Raw genomic sequence first — 18,363 nt, forward strand, 5'->3', positions numbered from 1 at the left:
TGTCTCCCAAGCTTATCATTGTCCTTACCAATCAACCTCTCGATTAGCTAATTTCGTGAGTAAGGATTGCATCTCGTGAATACGCTCTTGAGCGGAAGTGCTGTCTAGAGCAACCCTTAAGCGCGAGGGACCATCCATCTGATAGCGCTTAGCCTGTACCTGGATAAGATTGATCAGAATGCCTGGATCAATGTTTGGGTTATCATCAAACTCAATTTTTCCCTGTTGTTGAGTAGCATTAATTTTAGTGATACCCAACTTCTCTGCCAATAATTTGAGTTCTGTAACAAGCAGAAGATTTTTGGCAGAAGGAGGAAGCATACCAAAACGGTCAATCATTTCAATTTGTAAATCGCGTAATTGCTGCCTATTTTTCGCATTTGCAATCCGTTTATACATAATTAGTCGTGTATGGATATCAGCAATGTAGTCCTCGGGCAGAATGGCACTTAAGCGTAAATCAATTTCAGGTCCTTGGTACATTGGTGTGGCTAACTCAGGTGTTTTACCTGCTTTCAAATCGGTCACCGCTTTATCCAGCATTTCCATGAAGAGGGTGAAACCTATCGCCTGCATATTACCGCTTTGTTCTTCACCTAATAGTTCACCTGCACCACGAATTTCTAAATCATGTGTAGCCAGAGTAAAACCTGCGCCTAGGTCTTCTAAAGACACGACAGCCTCAAGACGTTTAACCGCATCAGAGGTTAATAATTTCTCATTAGGTGTGAGCAAATAGGCGTAAGCTTGGTGATGAGAACGTCCCACGCGTCCTCGTAATTGGTGCAACTGAGCTAGACCAAATTTATCTGCGCGGTCGATAATAATGGTATTTGCTGTAGGTATGTCGATACCTGTTTCAATGATTGTTGTGCATACCAATACATTAAAGCGGTGATGATAAAAATCAGACATGATGCGCTCTAACTCGCGTTCACGCATCTGACCATGCGCACTACGCACTTTGGCCTCAGGTACTAAGGTCTGTAACTCTTGGGCTATGCGTTCAATGGTCTGTATATTGTTGTGAAGGAAATACACCTGACCGCCACGTAAGATTTCCCGTAAAATAGCCTCACGCAACATGAAATCATTCTTTTCTTGCCAAAACGTTTTAATGGCTAACCTTTTGGCAGGAGGGGTTGCTATCAGGGAAATGTCCCTTATGCCTGCCATAGCCATATTTAATGTTCTGGGAATGGGGGTGGCTGTCATGGATAAAATATCAATATGGGTGCGTAATGATTTAATATATTCTTTTTGTTTCACCCCGAAGCGATGTTCCTCATCAATGATCAGTAAACCCAAATTCTTAAACTCAATGTCTTTAGAAAAAAGTTTGTGAGTCCCAATAACAATATCCACTTGGCCATTTTTTAGAGATTGAATGACCTTTTCCGACTCTTTGCTACTGCGAAATCGTGATAACAATTCGATATTGATGGGGAACTCAGCGAAGCGATCGCGGAAGGTTTCAAAATGTTGGGCGGCCAGAAGAGTAGTTGGCACCAATACGCAAACTTGTTTACTGTTTTGTACAGCAATAAAGGCGGCTCGCATCGCCACTTCTGTTTTGCCGAAACCAACATCACCACAAATAAGTCTGTCCATGGGACGGGGTGATTTCATGTCTTTAATGATTTGTTCAATAGCGCTTAATTGATCTGGCGTTTCAGCAAAAGGAAAGCCGCTAGCAAAGCGTTGGTAATCACCAGCGTGAAATTGGTAGACATAACCAGGTTTTGCTTCTCGCTTTGCATATACTTCCAGTAATTGTGCAGCTACATCGTGTATTTTCTCTACCGCTTTTTTCTTCTCTTTTTGCCATTGATCAGAACCTAATTTATGCAGGGGGGCATTCTCACTGTCCATGCCTGTATAACGACTGATAAAATGCAGGGAGGTAACAGGAACATAAATTTTATCGTCACCGGCGTAAGCGAGTACGAGAAACTCATTTGCCATGCCATTGCTTTCTAGAGTTTTAAGACCTTTGTAACGGCCAACCCCAAATTGTAAATGAACAACAGGGGTATCTATTCTTAGTTCAGCGAGGTCACGAATAATGAGATCGGGGTCGATCGCTTTTTGGGTGCTACGACGTTGCGGTATAATTTGCTCACCAAACAATTGTGCTTCTACGATGATAGCGATTTGTTGATCGACTAATTCCGTACCATAAATGACCGGACCGGTTGTGATATTGATCGCCGTATTATCATGAAGAAAATCCTGCCAGGAGCTTTGGATTTTAGGGGTAATAGAAGCTTGTTTAAGTAAATCCAATAAGACTTCTCTTCTGCCCGCGCTTTCTACAATGATGAGAAAACGCTTCTGCTTATCATTTAGATAAGTACTAAGTTTAGTTAGAGGCTGTTCGGTTTGGCGTTCTAGCGGCAGAGAAGGCGCCTTACAAATATTGAAATTAAATACCGCTCCTTTTTTCTCAACGGGTTCATGGTAACAGCGAAGTTGCTGATATTCATTGGCATGGGTTAATAATTCTGTTGGGGTTAAAAAGCAATGATTAGGCTTAAGAATAGGTCGGGTAATATCGTAGCTTCGTTGCTCGTAGCGTGTAGTGACTTCACTCCAGAATTGTTCGGCCTGCTCCTGAATATTTTCAATTAAACAAATATTGACATCGGGTGGCAAATAGTCGAAAAAGGTTGCTGTTTTCTCAAAGAATAGTGGTAAATAGTATTCGATACCTGAAGGAAATTGTCCCTCACTTACTGCTTCATAAACAGGACATTGACTTGGATTCCCGGCAAACTGTTCCCTGAAGGCGCGACGAAACAAAGTGATACTTTGTTCATTAAGAGGGAATTCTCGTGCTGGTAGAAGATGAATTTCATTAATCTTTGCGGTTGTTCGCTGCGATTCGGTATCAAATTCACGTAAGCTGTCTATGACATCATCAAATAATTCGATGCGAAAAGGGGCGGTACTTCCCATGGGATAGACATCAATGATAGCACCGCGAATTGCAAATTCACCATGCTCTAAGACTTTATTCACGCAGTAATAACCCGCTTGCTGCAATTGATGTCTGAAGTGGTCTAAGTGGAGCGTTTGTCCTTCCTTTAGCAGCAAGGCATGATGATGCAAAAACTGCGGCGGACAAAGGCGATGCATGAGAGTGCTTGCCGAACTAATGACGATTGCATTTGATACTTGTTGTAGACGACTAAGCGCTGCTAACCGTTCGGAAATAATGTCTTGGTGAGGTGAAAACTGGTCATAGGGTAATGTTTCCCAATCAGGAAAAAATAGCAGTTCTGGAGCATTCTCCCTAGTACCCATGAAAAAACTTATTTCAGCTAGAAGTTGTCCGGCTGTCAGATTATCCGGAGCAATTATCAGATTAATACCTGGCCTTTGTTGACAAAACTCAGCCAGCGCTAATGGGAGACTACAGCCATGTAATTGGCCCCATGTTTGTTTCTTTGCAATTTGAGGTGGATTGAATATAAGCTTGACCATGTGAAGCTAACGCATACTGTAAAATTTTAAGGCGCAGAGTATACTACAAAGTATACGATAAAACAGTTCCATGTTGGTTGATTGGGCCAAGGCCCAACAATCAACCAACGGCAACGCCATTATTCAGGAAGACAGGAAGGATTACAGTTGTTAGGATTAATGCTGTTTGCATCACAAGCGTTTTTAGCTAAAGCAGAGGCTTGATCTTGGGTTGGAGCAGTAAATGACCAATGTTGACCTTTTAAGTTACTTACTACACAGTGCCAACGGCCGGCTGCTACACCATTATCATAGCAAGTTGGATTGCAGTTCTCCGGGTTAATGCTGTTGGCATCACAGGCATTTTTTGCCATTGTTTCAGCACCAGCCTGATCAGGGGCAGTAAAGGTCCAATGTTGACCACGCTTGTTAGCAATATTACAGACCCAATTAGCGTTCGCTGTGGCTGTAACTAATGAAAAAGTGGCAACGAGGCCAATAAAGGTTTTCATTTTCATAATGTTTTCCTTAAGGTTATGAATAAAAACGCTTAAACAGTATATATGGGTCTGAATCTGATTAAAATGTTATAAGAAGAATTACACACGTTTTTAGGCATTGGAGTAGCAAAAATGGCGTTAACATTATTAAGGCTGGAAGATATTAAGCGCTGCATCACTATGAAAGAAGCGATAGATGTTATGGAAGAGGCCTTTAAACAATTGGCCAGGAGAGAAGTCATCATGCCCTTGAGGACGCCTATTCCTGTATTTAAGGAAAATGCCCTAACTTTAAGTATGCCAGCTTATTTACCAGAGCAGGGTGCATTAGGCTTAAAAGTAGTTTCAATCTTCCCCAATAATCTAAAAAAGAATTTACATAGTGTTCAAGGGGTTATTTTACTTTTAGATGCAAAGACGGGAAAAGTAGAGGCGCTTATGGAGGGGGCTTATCTCACCGCACTTAGGACAGGTGCAGTGTCAGGGTTAGCGACTAAATTTCTTAGTGATGAGAATGCTAAACATGTTGCGATTATCGGGGCTGGTGCTCAAGCTGCCACTCAGCTGGAAGCCATTGCAGCAGTAAGAAATATTGAGCAAGTTTCCATTTGGTCTCGTAATAAGGAAAGAGCGAATACTCTTGCAGAGACAATACAAAATCATTTTGAAGTTAAGACCTACAAAAAACTGGAAACAGCAATAAAGGATGCGGATATCATTTGTACGGCAACAGCAAGTACAGAACCTCTCATTCACTTAAAACATATCAAGCCTAATGTTCATATTAATGCTATAGGTTCTCATACAAAAGACATGCGTGAAATTGCTAATGATGTGTTAGCCAACGCTTCAGTGATTGTTGATCAGAAAAGCGCAGCCCTTGCGGAAGCAGGGGAGATCATTCATGCGATTAGAAATAAAGTGCTCAAAAAAACCAGTCTTAAAGAATTAGGAAAAGTCATATCGAAACACGCCTCCCCTTACTATAAGAAAAGGTTAACTGTTTTTAAATCAGTGGGACTTGCAATTCAGGATATCAGCATTGCCCAAGCTGTGTATTGGAATGCAAAGGAAAGGCAATTAGGCACTGAATTTGAGCTCTAAAGAAAGTAGCTGGTCACTAGCCCTGCCAGTAATCCGAACAGATGGCCCTCCCAGGAAACTCCTTTTTCTCCAGGAAAAATTCCAAGAAAGATACCGGCAAAATAATAAAGGCTAATAAGACCTAAAATAATGGCAGTTACACTGCCTTGTTGGTAAATATCGCTAACTAATACACCCCAATACCCCGTGATTAATGCGCTAGCACCAATATGAATACCTGGTTTCGCAAAACACCAAATCAAGAATCCACTAAGGAGGGTGATGCTTAAGGTCACCCATAAAAAATAACTTAATCCATTTATCAATATAAAATTACTCAATACGAGTAGGGGAATAGAGTTAAAAAAAAGATGATTAAAATTTGCATGTAAGAATGGAGAAAAAATGATTCCTGGGAGTCCATAGACACGTCTAGGAATAATACCTAAATAATACAAGCGATTATTAACAAAAATATTGATGAAATAGACCAGCCACACTATCCCCAAGATAATAATGAGAGTATTCATGTTGGCTTGGGTTTGTCTGATGATGAGTGCCAAACTCGTATATAATTCTTCAAGCATGGTCTGTTAACCCTATAATCAAGGAGTAGGTTTTTGCGCTGCTTGCGGAAGTGTTTTTGGAACGCTGGTGCTTGCAGTAATTACACGTACAGGGACAAAAAGAAGAGGGTCCACTAGGGTTTGATTCATTATCATCGACCAGTGCAAATGAGGTCCTGTTGCACGGCCCGTTTTGCCTACAGTGCCAATCTGATCACCCTGTTTGACGTGATCCCCTACCTTCACATCAATCCGTTTAAGATGAGCATAGAGGGAGAAAACGCCCATGCCGTGATCGACAATCACGGTGTTCCCTGTAAAGAAATATTCCTTTGTGCTTATGACATTACCTTTGGTAATCACTCGAACGGGTGTATCTTCGGGAGCCGCGATATCTAAACCAGAATGAGGTGGACGAGGTTGATTATTAAACACGCGTTTTAAGCCAAAGAGTCCACTGATGGGTCCATGACTGGGTGCTTTAAATCCCTCTGCAAAGGGATCTGTTGGGGTAAATTGAGCATATAAAAGCGCCATCTCTTTGTTTTCTTCGTCAATGCGTATCTTATCTTCTGTGTAAGGGTCAACTAAGCGCTGATTCCCAATGGTTAACGATTGTGTGGCGTAGAATTTATTACTGACATGAAAGGGAATGGTCATTTGGTAGGGCTTGGTCATGATGAGATTCTGAATCGACTCATTCTTATCTAAAGGGATGCCAACGACTAATAACCATTGGTTGGGTCTAGAGCTAGGGAGAACCACAATTTTTTTATTGTCATAATAGACTTCAGGTTTTTGTTTGAGATCGATGGGGATAATGGTCACTCCTCCGTTCACAGAGTGATTTTCAGGCAGAACATTCGCTGTAGCAATGAGACTATTTCCCCATAGAAATAACAACGACGTCATACATCCTACCCATTTCATCCAATCCTTCATGACCTTTATTCCTTAATATCGCTCACTTCACAATCCAAGCGTCCTTGAGCAAGACGCACATTGATAATATTGCCTTTTTCTACCTGAGTGCTGCTGAAAATAATGTTATTGTTAATGGTTGCAATAGCATAGCCTCTTTCCAGTGTAGCTAATGGGCTGACAGCATGCAATGTGGCTAGTCGTGTTGTAAACGTCTGTTTTAATTCAGATAATTTGTTTTTAATGTGTTGAATTAATTGCTGTTCTATCCCACGGATTTTGATCTCAGAATGTTGCAACAGGGCTTTTGGATTTTTACCCTGAAGTTTGGTTATGAATAAATGAAGGGTATTTTTCTTTTGATATAGCAAACTTTGCATGCACTGATAAAGTTGACGTTCTAAGAAGTCAAGGGTTTGCCAGTGCCTTGCAATGAGTTGTTGCGGGGATAAAATTTTAGCTATGCGATTGGAAAGCAAAAGTTGTTTATGCTGAGTGTAACGTGTGATCGAAGAAAGAGCTCGTTGTTCAAGATCCTTTAGTGAGGCTGCTAAATCAATGCGGTTTGGTGTGACAGCCTCAGCAGCAGCTGTAGGTGTAGCTGCTCTTAAATCTGCGACAAAATCGGCTATGGTAAAATCGGTTTCATGTCCAATGCCAGATACAATAGGTATTGAGCTTTGGCTGATTGCTAAGGCCAATTGCTCATTATTAAACGCCCACAAATCTTCAATGCTACCTCCGCCTCGCGCTAAAATTAAGACCTCAGCGTCTTTATCTTCGTTTGCTTTACTTAAGGCTTTAATAAGTTGTTGTGCTGCATCCTTACCTTGCACCTCACTTGTATAGATTTTTACGCGGGCTAAAGGGTAACGTCTTGCCAAGGTGGTTAAAATATCGTGCAATGCAGCACCAGTTGGTGAAGTAATCACGCCAATCACAGAAGGAAATCGAGGAATAATTTTTTTCCTATTGGAGTCAAACAGGCCTTGGACTTGTAGCTTGGCCTTTAATTCTTCGAACTGTCGATAAAGCTCTCCCAGGCCTGCCTCGGTTAATGAATAGACGATAAGTTGATAATCCCCTCTAGCTTCATAGACGCTCAATCGTCCTGTCGCTAGAACCTGTTGTCCGTCTTTGAAATGTTTGCTGTTTAGTGAGTGATGATTACGAAAATATACACAGCGCAACTGAGCGCCAGGATCTTTCAGAGTAAAATAGAAATGGCCTGAATTGGGTTTGGTTAGATTTGATAACTCTCCAACAACGGTAACTTCACCTATCTCATTTTCCAACCACAAGCGAATTTGGCGATTAAGTTGACTGATGGAAAGTGCCGGTTTGTCATGCTGCATCATGGCGAAAATATGTTAATTTCAAAAAGGTATCTATATTAACAAATAATGGGAAAAATAGTTGATGTTATGGGGGCTTTCCTTTAACTTATTGAGATTGGGATTTAAGATATAGGGAAAGATGAGTATAAAGCGTTTTTTTATTTTTACCGGACTGATGATAACTTTTCCAGTTTTTGCCGAAACGCTAGCTGAAGCTGTGCAGCATGGGATGATTTCTAATCCTGATGTATTGTTTGAAACAGCAAAAGGCTTGTCTGCGCAGCAAGCCGTTAAAGTCGCTAGGGGTGCTTATTTCCCAACCGTTGATGTGACCGCTGGGTTTGGTCGTGAACGAAGTAGAAACCCCACGACAGAGGCGATTGATGGCCCAGGCGTACGCATTTTAAATCGCACGGAATCTAACATTGAATTTCGTCAAAATCTTTTCGCCGGTGGCGGAATAGCCAATGAGCTTAAGCGCAATAAGTTTTTATGCCAGGCACAGACTTTAAAAACACAAGGGGTGGCTGAAGATTTGGCTTTAGAAGTTATTAATCGCTACCTGCTTGTCCTGTTGCATGAAAAACTCTACCACTATGCCGTAGTAAATCTGCAAGCACATCGCTCCGTTTTTTCTATGATTAAAGAGCGCAGTGAGGCTGGGCTTTCCCGTGAGGCCGAAGTGGATCAGGCTGATGCGCGCTTGGCTTTGGCGGAAGCCAATAGAATTAGCGCGGAAGCGAATTTACAAGAAGCAAGAATCAATTATGCGAAGGTAGTAGGTAAATGGCCAGGGAAGTTGCGTTGGCCGCGAATCCCCACTCATCAAGAATTACCGCGCTCTTTAGGTGAAGCCATAGAGAGGGGGCTAGATAATCATCCTACCGTTCGTTCGACCTATGCTGATGTTAAAGAAGCCAAATCCCAATATGAGGTTGCTCAGGCGACTTATTATCCTCGGGTCGATTTTGTCTTGAGCGCTTCTCAAAATAAGAACTTAGATGGTCTTATTGGACCCAATACTGATCGATTAGCCATGATACGTATGACTTACAACGTTTTCCGTGGCGGCTCTGATTACGCACATGTTCGTGAGACAGCATATCAAGTTCAAGAAGCCTACGAGGTAAAAAACAGAGCTTTAATCGATCTGAAAGAATCCATAAGACTATCATGGAATGCTTGGACTGCAGCAGGACTTAGGCTAAAGCCTTTACGACAACATGTACAATCATCGAGGCAAACGCGAACAGCTTATTCCGAACAGTTTAAGGTTAGCAAAAGAACCCTACTTGACCTATTGGATTCCCAAAATGAATTCTATGAAGCACAGATCGCCCTTGCTAGAGGAGAAAATGATGAGATTTATGGACGTTATCGTATTCTCAATGGTATGGGGAGATTGCTTTCTTATCTTAAACTCAGATTACCTGTGAATGTGGTAAATAACGATGTCTTTAGCTCCGCGCAGACTCACATTTTACTCAATAAGGCCATGGATCGCATCCCATTTCCTGATAATTCTGATCAAGGATTAATATTGGCCCATCCTGTGAAGAATATGAATACTGTGCGCTTGACTAAAGCAATTGTCGATAAAAATACAAGTGCACCGCCTCTGGTCACTCCAAAAATTTGGTATGTTTCAGTTGGGCGCTTTGTGAAAAAAGAAGAAGCTATAGCTCTAGCAAATCGCCTAAAAGCGTTAGGCTTTGCTACCTGTATAGAGCTTCTTGATAATAACTGTTTCAATGTTATTGTCGGTCCTTACGAGTATCGAGGTCATGCTGCAAATGCGATGGAGAGACTAAAGGAAGTTGCTCATGTACCAGGGATATTGGCTACTTATAAAGAAATACCCAAGCACATCATCATCTAATCTATTGGCAAGCCTGCTCATCGCGGGCTTGCTTATAGTCTCTGGGGTTACTTATCCACAAGAAAATTTGCTTGTTTCTGTTCAAAAAATTAATAAAGAAAAGCAAAAATATACTGGGGGAATCAAGCAACGTTTTAACGCTTGGCAAAACTTGCTTTCAACTTACCGAAATAAACCGTTGCAGGAAAAATTAAAGGCGACGAACGATTTCTTTAATCAATTTAAATTTCAATATGAGTATAATTACCAAGGTGTTGAAGATTATTGGCAAACCCCTGAAGAATTTCTTGTTGCTGGCGCAGGGGATTGCGAAGATTTCTCAATTGCAAAATATTTTACTTTGCTTGCCCTAGGTGTGCCTATGTCAACGTTGCGTATCACTTACGTTAAGTCAATTCAACTTAATCGTGCGCACATGGTTTTAGCTTATTATCCCAGACCAGAGGCAGAGCCATTAATTTTAGATAATCTAATCAGCGATATTCTACCCGCTTCAAAACGACCTGATTTAATCCCCGTTTATGGTTTTAATGGTGCAGGACTCTGGTTAGCCAAACAGCGAGGGCGCGATAAGCTTCTAGGAGATCCTGGTCGTTTAAGCAAGTGGCGAAGCGTTATTCAAAGAATGCAAGGAAGGTGATTCCATGACATTAGCTAAAAAGATGTCCATCGTGGTCTTAACTCTGTTACTAATAATATGTATTGGCTCGTACGTCATTACCCTAAATAACGAGCGAAATTATTTTATGCGACAGATGAATAGTAATGCACAGGATACGGCTACTTCTCTTGGTCTATCGCTCTCTCATGCTCTGACTCATAAAGACAAGGCAATGATGCTTTCAATGGTGGAGGCTGTGTTCGATCGCGGTGATTTTGCCATGATTGCAGTCAGAGATATAGATGGGAAACTATTGGTAGCTCGCTACGAGAAACCTGCACAAAGCCCCAAAATTCCTGGGTGGTTCATAAAAGTGATTCAGTGGCTCCCAGCTGTGCAATCATCCATTATCATGAGTGGATGGCATCAGGTAGGTGAGGTCTCTGTGGCTGCTGATCCCAGTTATGCTTATAACACACTATGGTACAATGCTCTTGAGTTAGTTGTTTGGTATGCCTTATTCGCTGTTTTATCTCTACTTATTGTTTATTTTTTCATTCATTGGTTGTTGAGACCATTAAAGGAGATGCGGGCACAGGCTAATAGGATTTGTCAGGGTGAATTTCCAGTGCAGAAGAATATTCCAAGAACACCTGAATTAAGGCAGGTGACGTTGGCTATGAATCGCATGGTAAAGAGAATTAAACGTATTTTTAAAGATCAGTTGGAGCAGATGGAAAGATTGCGTGAACAATCTTTTCAAGATCCTTTAACAAACTTGGGCAACCGCCGCTATTTTTTGGAACAATTAACTTCTATGCTGAATAATGAAGAAGAGTTCGCCCCAGGTTTTATGCTCTTGGTCGCAGTAGACGGGCTTGACCATGTGAATAAAAAACTAGGATTTGAACAAGGGGATAAAATTCTTTGTGAAACGGCTAAAGCTTGCGCCAACTTCTGGTCCTCCTCCGCCTTACTCAATTTATCCAGGATAAGCGGTACTAATTTTGCTCTTGTAATAAGAGAAAGTGAACCGGAAGTTTTTATAAAGGCGTGTAATGAATTCAACCAGATGTTGCAGAAAATATTTATAAATTATCCTCTTTGTCAGGTTTCTCTGGGGGTTACTGCTTATGTCTTACATCAAACGCCTACGGAACTTCTTGTTGAAGCCGATCGGATGTTGAAAATCGCGAGGAGCGAGACCAATAAATTGGCTTATAGTGCTCAGTTTCCCAAATCTGACATTAGCATGAACAGTGACATGATAATGAGTGCATTATCCGAGCTACGATTTTCGTTATTTGGTCAGAGGGTCACTTCCAGTAAAACCCTTTTCCACCGAGAGGTATTTATTCGCATCAATGAAAGTGGAAAGCAACTATCTGCTGGCTATTTTATCCCAGTTGCAGAGAAAGCGGGCATAGCGCATCTCATTGATCAAGTGGTTTTGGCTAAAGTGCTTGCCGCAAATTTATTAGCAGACAATGTATTGGCTCTAAATTTAACTGAAGAAACAATTATCAATCCCAATCATCGAAACGCTTATTTAGAGAAAATACAGCAATTGTCTAAAACGCTTAGAGAAAGACTTCATATTGAGTTCAATGAAACCGTCATTTTAAGAAATTTTTCAAAAGCCCTGACTTTTGTTAAAGCATTACAAAAATTAGGTATTACCATAGGTATTGATCAAGTAGGCATCCATTTCTCACCGATGCATTACTTGAATGAATTACCCATTGATTATGTCAAACTGCATGGCAGTTTATTACAGGATGTTGTTGAAAACCAGAACAAGCAGTTTTTCATTCATTATTTTAATGAGATGGCGAAAACATTGGGAATAAAAGTGATTGCTACACAAATAGAGACCGAAGCACAATGGCAGGCTCTACGAGGCTTGGGTATAAAATGGGGGCAGGGGGAGTACTTAAGTGCAATTGAGCCTATTGTAACTGAGTGAATCAAAAAAGTTTGTCATCAACACTATTTTTGTTATCGTCATCCCCATTACTCAGTCAACAACACACTCTTCCCTGAGAATGCGGGTACCCGTTCTCCAGGTAAAACGATACCGAGCAGATTTAAAGGATCCACGGCTGAGATGTTAATGCTTCCTTCTGGCTGTTTGTTTTTGATGGCACGCACAGAATCTACAGCATAAGGTAAGGCAAATTGTTCGCCCAAAAAACCACTCACAAATCGCCCACCTCTAATTTCTCCTCGATCTTCCAAGCGACGAAAAGCGATGAGCAACTCCCGCCAACTTGGGAGAATTCTTTCTCTAGTTATCAATTCCCGAAAACACACACCGTAACGCTTGAGTAACATCCAACAAATGGCTTCAATCTGCTTGTCTTTAGCGATACATCTTTTAGTATTTAACAACGACCATCGTCCTGTCGCATGCCGGAAAATGCTCCTACTCCTTCTTCCGGTTCGACGATGCGGATCAATTAGAGAACGAAGATTATCGAAACCATCGGCTGTGATAAGTCCTGCTGCGACCAATTCCCATAAAGCTGTTTCAACTTCGCTGCGTAAGTGATTTACTCCTTGCACAATATCCACAAAAAAAGAAGCTCCTCTTTCTTTTAAATAAGAATAGATATCCTGAGCAACATGACTTAAGACGAGTTGGTTCGCGTTTTCGAGATCGAGATGAGGCATCATCCAATCCGATTCCTCACGTACAAAAAACGTAATGGGAACGACGCTGGTAGGTAAAATGCGTTTGTGTCTCGAAAGAAGGCTATTAGTTTTTACTCGCTCACCGCCGACTTCCCGCGGCTTGATCGCGGGATCCATGGATCTGGCAAGTTCGCTGTATCCCACGGTGATCCCGGATCGAGTCCGGGAACGGGAAGTCGGCAGGTTATGTGTATTATTATTTTCTTCAGTGCTCTGAGATAGCAAAGCAGGATGTGGGGATAAGCGACCCCAGCCAACCAGTCCAGTTAAGCAAAGCCGATCAAGTAGATCAGGGTGATAATCAACAATACGTTTGGCAAAGATTTGCTTTTCCCAAGCATTAGCAGGAATTTCAAAGCCTTGTAACTGTTTAATAGTCTCTAGTAAACCATGCTCGCCGCGCAATTGTGTGCCAGGTGCTAGATGTTGCCATGTTGTCAGCCAGCGGATGAATTGCGCAGCAGTGACTGGCTCTATTTCCTTACGAAGTTTGCCCAATGTTAGGCTATGAATTCTTGCTAAGAGACGTCTGTCGCACCATTCTTGAGATGTGCTGCTTCTAAAATGCCCACGCAATATCGCTCCTGAGGATTCTAAATTCAGCAAAGCCTGTTCGATTTCAAAGTCCCTTAAAGCCAATGTGTTTGCCAATTCGTCTTGACTAATGGGACCTAAATGTTGCATCCAGCCACGAATCATATGCACAATGGCTGTATCTCTATCAACCGGGGTTTCTTTAATATCCGGCAATTGATTTAGAGATATGCTATCTGGATAAATGGTTGTAAACGCTTGTTTCTTCTCTGTTGCAAACCAAAATTGTTTATGATCAAAAGAGGCGAGTCCCGCCCGTCTTTGATTCACTAGTTCAGTAAAAAAAGTTTGCCACTGTGGCAGAATTTTTTGTGCCTCCGTTAGATTAACCTCGATTGGCAAAGCAATGAGTGTTTGCAAAACATCGTGTAATTCATCTGCATTTCTGATATCAGGCCATGCTTGTCGTTGGACCTCTAAAATGGCAGCAGGATCCAAGGCACCCACTTCACGAAGCACGGACTCTGGTAATACCCTACGCATTTCCACGGCTCTAGCCCGCCTTTCTTCTAGTGGAGCATCATCGAGAAAGGCATAAGGATTGGCATTTAAAATCTCGTGAGAAAAAACAGAAGGGACAGGTGTATCTATGGCTAAATACTTTATAGTGCCATCCGTGATGCCCTGTACAAGCTTAGTCAAACCATCAATATCAAGTGCTTCCGTTAACGCATCCTTTATGGTTTCTGTGATCAATGGATGAGCTGGAAGTTCAATATCTTGACCGGCTAAATTATCCTGACACGCCGCCGCATCCGGAAAAACAGCGGCCAGAAGATCGTCTGCAAGCATACGAAGTATATGGGGAGGTACTTTTCTACCATGACGAAAACGTACCAATGCAAGGGATCGAGTTGCAGCCCAACGCCAACGTGTGGCAAAAAGAGGTGATTGCAAAACGGCTTGTCTCAACACATCGCTAACGGTATTTGGATGCAAGAAACGAAATACGTCTGCCAACGGAAAGCTATGTTGTTCAGCCAAGGAAATATTAATCCCGTCATCTGTCGCCGCTGCTTGTAACTCAAAATTAAAAGAACGACAAAACCGTTTCCTTAACGCCAAGCCCCATGCTTTATTGATGCGTGCTCCATAAGGAGAGTGAATAATTAATTGCATTCCCCCTGATTCATCAAAAAAGCGCTCCGCAATGATGGTTTCTTGTGTTGGCACTGCCCCGAGAACTGCTCGCCCTTCCAGAATATATTCAATCAGCTGCTCTGCCCCGGCATCATCAACGCCACAATGTTCTTTTAACCACGCTAATGCACTTGCCGCTTCAGGTTGGTTTTGAATGGCTTCAACTGGAGAAAGCGTTACAGGGAGCATCTCGTTGAGTTTTTTGCGTAAATTAGATACTCGCAAAGAGAGTTCATCCGTTCTTGGTGGTGCTTCACCCCGCCAGAAGGGAACAGTCGGTGGCGCACCATGTGCATCTTCAACCAACACGCGACCTTTTGTGCTCTCAATCCGCTTGATTTTCCAGGATGTGCTTCCCAGTAAGATGATGTCGCCACGATTACTTTCAACGGCAAAGTCCTCATCCAATGTCCCGACCATGACTTCATGAGGCGAAGCCAACACTGTAAACAATGCATTTTCAGGAATAGCCCCACCACTTGTAATGGCTGTTAAGCGGCTGCCGCGTCTTGCTTTAACAATACCATTTACTCGGTCATGAAAAAGATAGGCACTATATCGTCCGCGAGAACCAGCGATCCCCTCTGAGAGCATGTTGAGGACCGAATCGAAGTTTTCTCGTGATAAGTGTTTATAGGGAAAACTTTTTTTCACTAATTCAAATAAAGCTTGTTCATGCCAATCATCGGTTGCGCAGGTCGCAACGATTTGTTGTGCCAAAATATCCAATGGTGCTTCTGGAATAAGTAGTTTATCGAGGTCTTCCTCACGAATAGCATGGAGGAGGGCAGTGCATTCCAAAAGTTCATTGCGAGTGGTGGCAAAAATTCGTCCTTTTGAAATAGCACCATGCCAGTGGCCGGCACGGCCTATGCGCTGTAATGCCACTGCAATTGCGCGTGGAGAACCTAACTGACAAACTAAATCAATTGCCCCAATGTCGATTCCCAATTCCAGGGAAGCAGTGGCCACCAACGCCTTTAACTCGCCATTTTTTAATCTTGTTTCGGCAGTTAATCGCAACTTGCGAGAGAGGCTGCCATGATGTGCAGCAACGCTTTCTTTGCCTAATCGCTCCGCTAAATGGTGAGCAACGCGTTCGGCTAATCTTCTGGTGTTGACAAAAATTAAGGTAGAAAGATTTTGTCGCGCCAATTCTGCTACACGATCGTAAATTTCATCCCACATTTCATTCGAGGTAATAGATCCTAATTCACTGGACGGTACTTCTATCTTAATGTCTAAATGCCGAGCGTAGCCGATGTTTACGATGTCAGGCTGTGGACGATCATTACCAGCAAGAAAATGAGCAACTAACTTAATGGGCTTTTGTGTAGCCGATAAACCAATCCGCACAGGTTTTTGCAGGCAAATGGCCTCAAGTCGCTCCAGGGATAATGATAAATGCGTTCCTCGTTTGCTATTTGCCAGTGCATGAATTTCATCAACAATGACTGTTTTGACATCCCTCAGTATGGCACGACTCTTTTCTGCCGTAAGCAATAAATACAACGATTCAGGAGTGGTGACCAAGATATGAGGTGGTTTCTTCACCATTGCTTGTCTTTCACGAGAAAGTGTATCGCCTGTGCGCACGGTCACTTCAATGTCTTCCATGGTATAACCCTGCGCTTTTGCCAGTGCCTGGATTTCTGTAAGCGGGCCAAGAAGGTTTTTTTGAATATCGTTTGTTAACGCTTTCAAAGGTGAAACATATAACACCTGGGTTTGGTGAGTTAATTCTTTCGCTACCGATTGACGTACCAAATGATCGATGCAAACCAAAAAGGCAGCAAATGTTTTTCCTGAGCCTGTGGGTGCAGAAATGAGTGTGGTATTGCCTGAGAGAATATGGGGCCAACCTTGTTTTTGGGGCTCTGTTGCAGCAGTAAATTTGTTAATAAACCATTCACGGACAAGGGGATGCGCCCAAGCCAGGCTATCGGAGTAAGTAGACGTCATACTCTACATTATATGTTAAATTCAATATTAGAAAAGCTCTAGGACTGAGTACATAGTCCTTGGAGTAAGCATCAAAAATAAAGTTGTAATCTAGAGCGAAGCTAAGATCTTGAGAGCTCCCTCCTCATAATCTCCCCGAGATATCCTAGAAGAGTGGTCTCATGAATTTTCCAGCATAGGCTAGATAGCTAATTATCCCTTCACGCAAGCTAAGGGCTTCAAAAAAGCAACTCGGCGTGCTAATCCTGCCAATTCGGTTGCTTCAACAACCTGATGGACGTCTTTATAAGCCCCAGGGGCTTCCTCGGCTATACCACGCATGGAATGACTACGGATATAAATGCCCTCACTTCTTAATTTGTCGACTAAGGCTCTTCCTTGCCAGTGTTTTAATGCTTGCCTTCGGCTCATCTGTCGGCCTGCTCCATGGCAAGCTGAAGCAAATGCATCATTGGTGGAGTTTCCCGCCAGTATGAACGAACCTGTTCCCATACTTCCACCGATACAAACAGGTTGACCAACCTCTTTGTATCGGTGGGGTACAGCAGGATGTTTAGGTCCGAAGGCACGTGTTGCTCCCTTGCGGTGAATGTAAATTTCTTTTTCTTTTCCATTCACTGTATGCTTTTCCAGCTTACATGTGTTATGGGAAACATCGAATAAGGTTTCAAGTTGAGCATTAGGAAGTACACTTGTTACGGCTTCACGTGTTAAATGGGCAATAATTTGTCGATTCGCCAGCGCACAGTTGATTCCCGCACGCATGGCCCCCAGGTATTGCTGGCCTTCAGGTGAAAGAATAGGCGCACAAGCAAGTTCTCTATCCGGTAAATGGAGATTTAATTTTTGTGCCGCTTTAGCAAGTGATATAAGATAATCTGAGCCAATTTGATGCCCAAGCCCACGAGAACCACAGTGAATTGCAATTAAAATTTGATCCTCAACAAGTCCGAATGCTTCTGCTGCTTGTTTATCATAAATTTGTTTAACGAGTTGGATTTCTAGATAATGATTTCCAGAACCAAGCGTGCCCATTTCTCGTAATTGACGTTGTTTGGCATGCTCAGAGACATCCTTTGGGGAAGCTTTTGCTATGCAACCTTTTTCTTCGATATATTCTAAATCTTCATGGATCCCATAACCTCTGTCCAATGCCCACAGAGCTCCACCAGACATGACATCATCGAGCTCAGCCGTGGATAAACGTATTTTCCCAACCGAACCGACTCCTGAAGGAACATTTTCGAATAGCTTTTCTGCGAGTTCTGCCAGATAAGGCAAGATATCGGAATGGAAAAGATTGGTACGCAAACAGCGAATGCCACAGGAAATATCAAAACCAACACCTCCGGCAGAGATAATGCCACCTTGATTAGCATCAAAAGCGGCCACCCCACCAATAGGAAAACCATAACCCCAGTGCGCGTCCGGCATTGTCATTGCATGACCAACCAATCCGGGTAGACTGGCTACATTAATGATTTGCTCTCGTACTTTTTCATCCATGGCTTCAATGAGCTCTCGAGTACCATACAGGATGACTGAATCTTGTTTCTCTTTTGGAGCCCAACGATATTCATCAAGTTGTTTGATTTGTGTCATATCCATAGAACATTAATCT

General features: G+C 42.4%; 11 protein-coding genes. 4 read left to right on the forward strand and 7 right to left on the reverse strand.

Features of this window, described 5'->3' with window-relative positions:
• Nucleotides 1–24: 24 nt before the first annotated feature.
• Together mfd and CKV79_RS04275 are read right to left on the reverse strand one after the other, a co-directional pair.
• On the reverse strand, nt 25–3,486 hold the full coding sequence (gene mfd, locus CKV79_RS04270) for a transcription-repair coupling factor (RefSeq protein ID WP_035916038.1): 3,462 nt from the start codon (nt 3,484–3,486) through the stop codon (nt 25–27).
• Between the two features lie 119 nt (nt 3,487–3,605).
• Entirely contained in the window at nt 3,606–3,983 is a 378-nt protein-coding gene (locus CKV79_RS04275) for a hypothetical protein (protein ID WP_028374058.1), read from the reverse strand.
• 114 nt (nt 3,984–4,097) lie between these two features.
• On the opposite strand from CKV79_RS04275, the gene CKV79_RS04280 reads away from it, so the two are divergent.
• On the forward strand, nt 4,098–5,069 hold the full coding sequence (locus CKV79_RS04280) for an ornithine cyclodeaminase family protein (protein WP_028374057.1): 972 nt from the start codon (nt 4,098–4,100) through the stop codon (nt 5,067–5,069).
• On the opposite strand, the gene CKV79_RS04285 is transcribed toward CKV79_RS04280, so the two are convergent.
• From CKV79_RS04285 to xseA, 3 genes are read right to left on the reverse strand one after another with little or no spacing between them, the layout of a single operon-like run.
• Complete coding sequence (locus CKV79_RS04285; protein WP_028374056.1) at nt 5,066–5,635, reverse strand: rhomboid family intramembrane serine protease; 570 nt, start codon at nt 5,633–5,635, stop codon at nt 5,066–5,068. The genes CKV79_RS04280 and CKV79_RS04285 overlap by 4 nt on opposite strands.
• A gap of 18 nt (nt 5,636–5,653) precedes the next feature.
• Nucleotides 5,654–6,556: a M23 family metallopeptidase gene (locus CKV79_RS04290; RefSeq protein WP_051546244.1), complete on the reverse strand. Its 903-nt coding sequence runs from the start codon at nt 6,554–6,556 to the stop codon at nt 5,654–5,656.
• Between the two features lie 5 nt (nt 6,557–6,561).
• Nucleotides 6,562–7,890, reverse strand: a complete 1,329-nt coding sequence (gene xseA / locus CKV79_RS04295; RefSeq protein WP_028374055.1) for an exodeoxyribonuclease VII large subunit — start codon at nt 7,888–7,890, stop codon at nt 6,562–6,564.
• A gap of 121 nt (nt 7,891–8,011) precedes the next feature.
• On the opposite strand from xseA, the gene CKV79_RS04300 reads away from it, so the two are divergent.
• Genes CKV79_RS04300 through CKV79_RS04310 form a run of 3 tightly spaced genes read left to right on the forward strand, consistent with a single transcriptional unit; the run spans nt 8,012 to nt 12,318 of the window.
• Nucleotides 8,012–9,751 carry a TolC family outer membrane protein gene (locus CKV79_RS04300; protein WP_095141720.1) on the forward strand — a complete coding sequence of 580 codons (1,740 nt, stop codon included), beginning with the start codon at nt 8,012–8,014 and terminating at the stop codon, nt 9,749–9,751.
• Nucleotides 9,696–10,391, forward strand: coding sequence for a transglutaminase-like cysteine peptidase (locus CKV79_RS04305; RefSeq protein WP_065236341.1), 696 nt, complete (start codon nt 9,696–9,698; stop codon nt 10,389–10,391). Before CKV79_RS04300 ends, CKV79_RS04305 begins: the two co-directional genes overlap by 56 nt.
• A gap of 4 nt (nt 10,392–10,395) precedes the next feature.
• Entirely contained in the window at nt 10,396–12,318 is a 1,923-nt protein-coding gene (locus CKV79_RS04310; protein ID WP_028374052.1) for a bifunctional diguanylate cyclase/phosphodiesterase, read from the forward strand.
• Between the two features lie 47 nt (nt 12,319–12,365).
• Here CKV79_RS04310 and CKV79_RS04315 read toward each other — a convergent pair whose 3' ends face one another.
• Nucleotides 12,366–16,742, reverse strand: a complete 4,377-nt coding sequence (locus CKV79_RS04315; protein WP_028374051.1) for a DEAD/DEAH box helicase — start codon at nt 16,740–16,742, stop codon at nt 12,366–12,368.
• Nucleotides 16,743–16,934: 192 nt separating this feature from the next.
• On the reverse strand, nt 16,935–18,350 hold the full coding sequence (locus tag CKV79_RS04320) for an RtcB family protein (RefSeq protein ID WP_028374050.1): 1,416 nt from the start codon (nt 18,348–18,350) through the stop codon (nt 16,935–16,937).
• Between the last annotated feature and the right edge of the window lie 13 nt (nt 18,351–18,363).

It is taken from the genome of Legionella lansingensis (assembly GCF_900187355.1).
Taxonomy (GTDB): Bacteria; Pseudomonadota; Gammaproteobacteria; order Legionellales; family Legionellaceae; genus Tatlockia; species Tatlockia lansingensis.